Origin of the sequence: Sporosarcina sp. (assembly GCF_029257255.1) — a bacterium.
Taxonomy (GTDB): domain Bacteria; phylum Bacillota; class Bacilli; order Bacillales_A; family Planococcaceae; genus Sporosarcina.
In genome coordinates this window covers 52,648-58,890 of the sequence record NZ_JARICI010000065.1, presented here as the reverse complement: position 1 = coordinate 58,890, position 6,243 = coordinate 52,648, and the positions used below count along the sequence as shown (strand labels likewise).

Here is a 6,243-nt window from a genome sequence, read left to right as displayed (position 1 = left end):
GCAATGAAGTCTGAGCGCAATTTATCCAGCTTATGCTGCTCTGTCATGTCACGGAACACAGCAACAGCGCCACGTATACTGTTTTCACTGTAAAGAGGACTGATTGAAATCACATAAAACTGCCCGCCTAATTCTAATTCATCTTCCACTTCTTCGGAAAATGAAATCGCATGCTCAAGCATATGGAAAACTTCCTTAGGCAGAGGCTTGTTCTTATTATCGTTGTAGCCGTACCATTTTTTCAGCAATAGTTCAGCTTGAGGATTCTTCAGCAAAATAGAATAATCCTGATTGAATGTAACAACTGCATCCGTCATTGATGTAAGAATACTTGATAATTGCTCTTTTTCTTGTTTGATCAGCTCAATATTATATTTCAACTGACGTCCCATCTGATTAAACGCTGTCGCCAGCTGTCCGATTTCATCTTTTTGAGCGACCGGCAGATGTGTATCAAAGTTTCCTTTTGACAACTCAAATGCCGCCTGTTTCATTTTGCGCAAAGGCAATGTGATTCTTGTCGATAGGAAAAAAGCAAAGAATGTAGTTAGAACAAATGCGATGAAAGCAGATAAGAATACGATATTCGTCGTACTTTTTGTTGTACGGTGCACAGCATCTAAACTCTGATACATGAGCACACTCGCTTTTTCACCTGACAGCTGTGTAAACGGATAAGACAGAATCAGATACTGCTCCATGACTTCAGCTTCTGTCAGTGAAGGAAGAATCATCTCTTTTACCTTCTGTTTTCCGGCTTCAGACGCTTCAAACAAACTACTTTCAGTTAGCAGCTTTTCTTCGATTTCTTTTTTAGCGTCGGCAGTATGAAAAGAATGCAGCACAGCCCCCTTCTCATCGACTACTACTGCATTCGTTTCTGTATCTAATATGTCATCAATAATCTGGTGCATGGAACTCGATGATTGTCCTTCATGATCATTGATAATTTTGCTGATGGTGGCAGCTTCCCTCTGCAAAGACTCTTCCGCTTGTTTCGTGTGGAAATTATCCAAAAATTCAAGCAGAAGTAGCGTCACAATGAACAATACAAATGAAACGAGAAGCAATATGGTGGCCCATAGCTTCCCGACAATTGAATTCCATATTCTAATCATTCGTTCGGAACCTCGAACTTATAGCCGACACCCCAAACGGTAACGATCATTTTTGCTGCCCGTTCTGATACGCGGCTGAGCTTTTCACGCAGACGTTTAACGTGGGTATCCACTGTCCGTAAATCGCCGAAAAATTCATAATGCCAAACTTCCTTCAGCAGCTGTTCCCGGTCAAATACTTTATCGGGAGACTTCGCCAGGAAATAAAGCAATTCATATTCTTTCGGTGTTAAATTTACCTCTTTGCCTTCAGCTGTAACACGGTGCGCGTCATGATCGATTGTCAGCTGAGGGAATACTACCAGATCTTTTGAGGTAGTGGATGCTGAAACGTTTGGGAAAGAAACCGATCTTCTGAGCATCGCTTTAACCCGCAGGACCACTTCTCTCGGACTAAACGGTTTGACGATATAATCATCCGCTCCGCTTTCGAAGCCTCCGACACGGTCTGCTTCTTCCCCTTTTGCAGTCAATAGAATGACAGGAGTCATCTGCTTATTTTCACGCAGTTCAGCAAGCACTTCCAAGCCGTCTTTTTCCGGCATCATTACATCCAGCAGGATACAGTCATACTGTTCGGAAAACGCTTTCTCCAATGCTTCTGCACCATCTACCGCTTCATCAATTTCATAGCCTTCACGAGATAAATACATATTCAGAAGCCGGCGGATTCGATCCTCATCGTCGACTACTAATAACTTCACAGTTTCTTCCACAAATCATTACCCCTTTCGACAGTCTTCTATGTTCTATTGTACAATTTATCATCTTTAAAAGAAATAAAAAGACTGCATGACAATATTTGCCATGCAGTACGCTTATTATGCGTATGAATGCAACCCGGCAATAATCAGGTTTACCGCAATCAAGTTAAACATAATAATAACGAAACCTATTACCGCTAGCCATGCTGATTTCTGACCTTCCCAGCCGCGTGACAGACGCAGGTGAAGGAATGCAGCGTAAAACAGCCATGTAATAAGAGCCCAAACTTCTTTCGGGTCCCATCCCCAGAATCTCGACCATGCCTCATGTGCCCAGATCATAGCGAAGATCAGCGCACCTAAAGTAAAGACCGGGAAACCTATCAACACAGCACGATAGCCGATTTCATCCATCAGCTGAGAATTGGCCTTTTTCGCAAGCGGCTGGAATACCGCCGCTAATGGCTTGCGTGCAATTAGGCGCAATAGGAGATACAGCACGGAACCAACTACGATAGACCACACGAGAGTGGAAAGCTTTTGTGCGTTTAGAATAGGTGGCAATTCAATCAATGGTGTCATACCATCAGGTGTCATCGCTTCGTATTCATTCATACCGAATAACGGTGGAACATGATACGTAATTTCTGACGGCGCTTGATTTTTATCTATATACGTGAATTCCGCTTCATAATTCATTACCTTGAATGTAGTGGATGTTACCACGAAACCAAGTACAAGAATCAACGTATACATAACTGCTTCAATCCAAAAACGCTGCTTAGATTTCTTAGTCATATCGATATTTTTCACTAAGAACACCAGACCTGCAATCGCACTGATCGCAAGGATTGATTCACCAATAACCGTTGTGATTACATGGATGAACAACCATTTACTCTGCAATGCAGGAATCAGCGGAGTAACTTCCCGCGGAAACATTGTTGCATACGAGATAATGATAATCGCAACCGGCAAAGCAAATAATCCGAGCGACGGTGTTCTGTAGATAACATACAACAGAATGAATGCTCCTACGAGCATCATCCCGAATGCAGTCGTGAACTCGAACATATTACTAAGCGGCGCATGACCTGACGCGGCCCATCTTGTAAAGAAATAACCTAAGTGAGTTAGGAACCCGATGATTGTAATGATTAGACCGATCGTTCCCCACTTGCTGTTATGATACGCTTTTTCTGTATTCGATTTTTTAATAGCTCCTCCAAAAAACAGTGTCGCTACTAAGTAAGAAATAAATGATACTAAAAGTAAGTTACTACTGACAGCAACTAAATCCATTACTTTTCGTCCCCTTCCTGTTCAAGCTTGTCTAACTCAGGATCTTGACGATCAATATAAGCAGGCAAGACGGCAGACTCTTTTAATTTATCCAGCTCTTTTCGTAAAGAGAACCAGTTTTTATTTGTATGCGCTGCAATCAACAGATGACCGTCTGCATCTTCTTGAATCCATATTCTGCGATGCTGCCAATACATTCCTTGAATGACGCCGATCATGAAGACCAGTCCGCCCAATAATAAAATATAAAGTGTTTTATCTTTGCGAATCGTTAAACCAGAAATGTTTCGAGTTTCAGCAGCCGCAAACTTCACGGCATAGTCGTTTTCCTCAACTTCTAAAGTCTTTTGGATCGCAACAAAACTTTTTTCACCTTCTGGTTTGTCAGGAGTGTTCATTTGGAAAATAAACGCCGGATTGTTTGGTACAGGTGATTTGGAATAAGGTTCCCCGTCTTTAATGCCGTCATAATCAGGATAGAATCCAAGCATGTTGACAGTAGTTCCATTTCCAAAATCATATTTCTTTTCAGGATTGCTTAAGTCGATGGTAAATTCACCCAATGATTTTTCCGTAGACTTATTAACAAGATTAAACTTCATAGATTTCAATTCGTTCAGCTTGTAATCCATCTGGAAAACACTGTAGCCATTAAATGTTAGCGGCTTATTTACCACAATGGAGTAATCCTTTACCTTCTCTAAGTCGGCACTTCCCGTCAAAGCCCCTTCTTTTTCTTTATATAGGGTTACATCCGTTTGATAGTTTTTTACGACGCTTCCTACTTTATCAAGCGCATCTCCGAAAACTTCCGCTGCTTCTTCTTTTGTATAATTTTCTAAAATGAAACCGCGATTTTCAAGAACATAGCCGTCTGCACCAATAATATTTCGGGTTTCCCCTTCGCGCAGCCACATCGTTTCATCTACATAGAAACCGGGTATTCCCCGTAATAGTACACCGATAAAAAAGATTATTAATCCCGTATGGTTTACATAAGGACCCCAACGGGAGAATCGATGCTTTTCAGCTAAAATCGCACCGTTTTCTGTTTTCACGTTGTAATGAAGCTCTTTCAGTTTCTTTTCGGCATTAGCAAAAGACTCATTTGTATTCGCAATGTCGCCTTCTCCAAAAATACGCTGACGTTTCATGAAGGATGGATGACGGCGGGTGCGTTGTTTTTTTAGTGATTTATACAACGGTACGACACGGTCGATACTTGCTATAATTATAGAAGTTGCCAGCATGCCGATTAATATTTTAAACCACCAGCTATTGTACATATCATAAAAACCAAGTTGATAATAAAGCTTTCCGACAACACCGTACAGGCGTTCATAGTATTCCAAATACTCCGCATCAGTTGTTGCCGGTACATAGAACTTCTGCGGGAATATTGTACCGATTGCAGAAGCAATAAGCACAGCGGCAATAATGCTCACACCAATTTTCACACTCGAGAAAAAGTTCCATATCTTATCGACGATGGAACTGCTATATGTTTGAGATCTTCTGGAAGATCCTTCATACCGCATGTCTACAACGTCACTTTTCTTCGCCTTTTCAGATAAAGGACGCCCGCACTTCTCACAAAGCTCCGTACCATAAGGGTTTTCATGACCGCATTGGCATTTAATATTGCTCATTGAGTAACAAACTCCTTACTTCGGTTGAATACTTTCTAAGTACTCCCTAATTTGTTCTTCTGTCATCCCTTGTTTGATAATTTTTGTAATCTTACCCTCAGGGTTGATCAAGAAAGTAGTAGGCAGCGGTTTAATATTGTAAAGATCCATTACCGATTTATTCTTATCCCATAACATTGGAAATGAGAGACCCATGTCATCTCTGAAGAGCTCAACCTTAACTTTTGGCTCCCCGACATTCACTGTCAGTATATGTACGCCCTTCTCTTCGAAGTCTTTATACATATCCTCCATATGCGGCATTTCTTTCTTACAAGGCGGACACCAGGTACCCCAGAAATTTAAGAATACACCTTCACCTTTATAATCTGATAAGCGATGTGTATTTCCATCCAGATCCACAAGCTCAAAATCAGGAGCTTTGTCTCCTTCCGCTAATACTTTTATTTTATCCTTTGAAGTAATCGCGTATACAATAATTGCTGCCATAATTACCAGAAGGACTGTCCTGTAAACCAGCCGATTCTTCTTTTTATTCTGTTTGTTGGCCAACCGCTATACCTCCCGTCAAATTTACGTTCAACAGCTATTATACCAAAACGAAAAAACAGTTTACGAAGCACTAGTGATAGGTTTGTGAACTTTTACTGCTTTTATTAGCCGATTCTGCCGGTTTCCGCAAGTACACGAAGCTGTTTAAGTTCATGCGTTGTCAACTCTCTCGCTTCTCCTGCGTTCAAACCACGCGTCGTTAAGTTTGCAAACTGTTCACGTTTTAATTTTTGTACGGGACAGCCTATCGCATCGAACATTCTACGGACTTGTCTATTACGGCCTTCGTGGATCGTAATTTCGACAATAGCAGAATTAGTTTTCTTATCAACAGTCGTCATTTTCACTTGTGCAGGTGCTGTCATTCCATCTTCGAGTTCAATTCCTGTCTCTAGTTTTTTCAGGTTTTCCCGTGTTGGAATACCTTTCACTTTCGCGACATAGCGCTTTTGAATTTCAAATTTGGGATGAGTCATTAAATAGGAAAAGTCTCCGTCGTTCGTCAGCAACAAAACGCCTGACGTATCGTAATCTAATCTGCCGACAGGAAAAATTCGTTGGCTTACTTCGGGTACCAGATCAATGACCGTTTTACGTCCCTTTTCATCATCGACAGTGGATATGTAGCCTCGCGGTTTATAAAGTAAGTAGTAGACAGGAGTTTCTTTCGTTAATTGAACATCCTCTACTGCAATTGTATCCATTCTGCTCACTTTTGTTCCAAGTTCTGTTACCACTTTACCGTTCACTTTAACTAAGCCGTCAAGAATCAGTTTTTCAGCTTTTCTACGAGACGCCACACCAGCTTGCGCCAATACTTTTTGTAATCTTTCCATGGGTTCCTCCTTGATGTTACATACATAGAAAAATTATGTCACACTTTGGGTCAAATGAAAAGAAGACTGACCTAGACCGGTC

At 41.2% G+C, this 6,243-nt stretch carries 6 protein-coding genes; all 6 read right to left on the bottom strand.

Annotated features, from left to right (window positions below):
* On the bottom strand, positions 1 to 1,118 hold a 1,118-nt coding region (locus Q1J64_RS13075), incomplete at its 3' end, for a HAMP domain-containing protein (protein ID WP_301109522.1).
* A complete protein-coding gene (locus Q1J64_RS13070; RefSeq protein WP_301109521.1) occupies positions 1,115 to 1,834 on the bottom strand; it encodes a response regulator transcription factor in 720 nt (239 codons plus the stop codon). The genes Q1J64_RS13070 and Q1J64_RS13075, both read right to left, overlap by 4 nt.
* 105 nt (positions 1,835 to 1,939) lie before the next feature.
* Positions 1,940 to 3,124, bottom strand: coding sequence for a c-type cytochrome biogenesis protein CcsB (gene ccsB / locus Q1J64_RS13065; RefSeq protein WP_301109520.1), 1,185 nt, complete (start codon positions 3,122 to 3,124; stop codon positions 1,940 to 1,942).
* Positions 3,124 to 4,773 (bottom strand): cytochrome c biogenesis protein ResB, encoded by a 1,650-nt coding sequence (resB, locus tag Q1J64_RS13060; protein WP_301109519.1) that lies wholly within the window; start codon positions 4,771 to 4,773, stop codon positions 3,124 to 3,126. Before resB ends, ccsB begins: the two co-directional genes overlap by 1 nt.
* Positions 4,774 to 4,788: 15 nt before the next feature.
* Entirely contained in the window at positions 4,789 to 5,325 is a 537-nt protein-coding gene (gene resA, locus Q1J64_RS13055; RefSeq protein ID WP_301109518.1) for a thiol-disulfide oxidoreductase ResA, read from the bottom strand.
* A gap of 104 nt (positions 5,326 to 5,429) precedes the next feature.
* Positions 5,430 to 6,161 carry a pseudouridine synthase gene (locus Q1J64_RS13050; RefSeq protein ID WP_301109517.1) on the bottom strand — a complete coding sequence of 244 codons (732 nt, stop codon included), beginning with the start codon at positions 6,159 to 6,161 and terminating at the stop codon, positions 5,430 to 5,432.
* Between the last annotated feature and the right edge of the window lie 82 nt (positions 6,162 to 6,243).

Coding starts and splice junctions, on each gene's coding strand:
- resB (WP_301109519.1), bottom strand. CDS start 4,773: ATGAGCAATATTAAATGCCAATGCGGTCATGAAAACCCTTATGGTACG.
- ccsB (WP_301109520.1), bottom strand. CDS start 3,124: ATGGATTTAGTTGCTGTCAGTAGTAACTTACTTTTAGTATCATTTATT.
- Q1J64_RS13050 (WP_301109517.1), bottom strand. CDS start 6,161: ATGGAAAGATTACAAAAAGTATTGGCGCAAGCTGGTGTGGCGTCTCGT.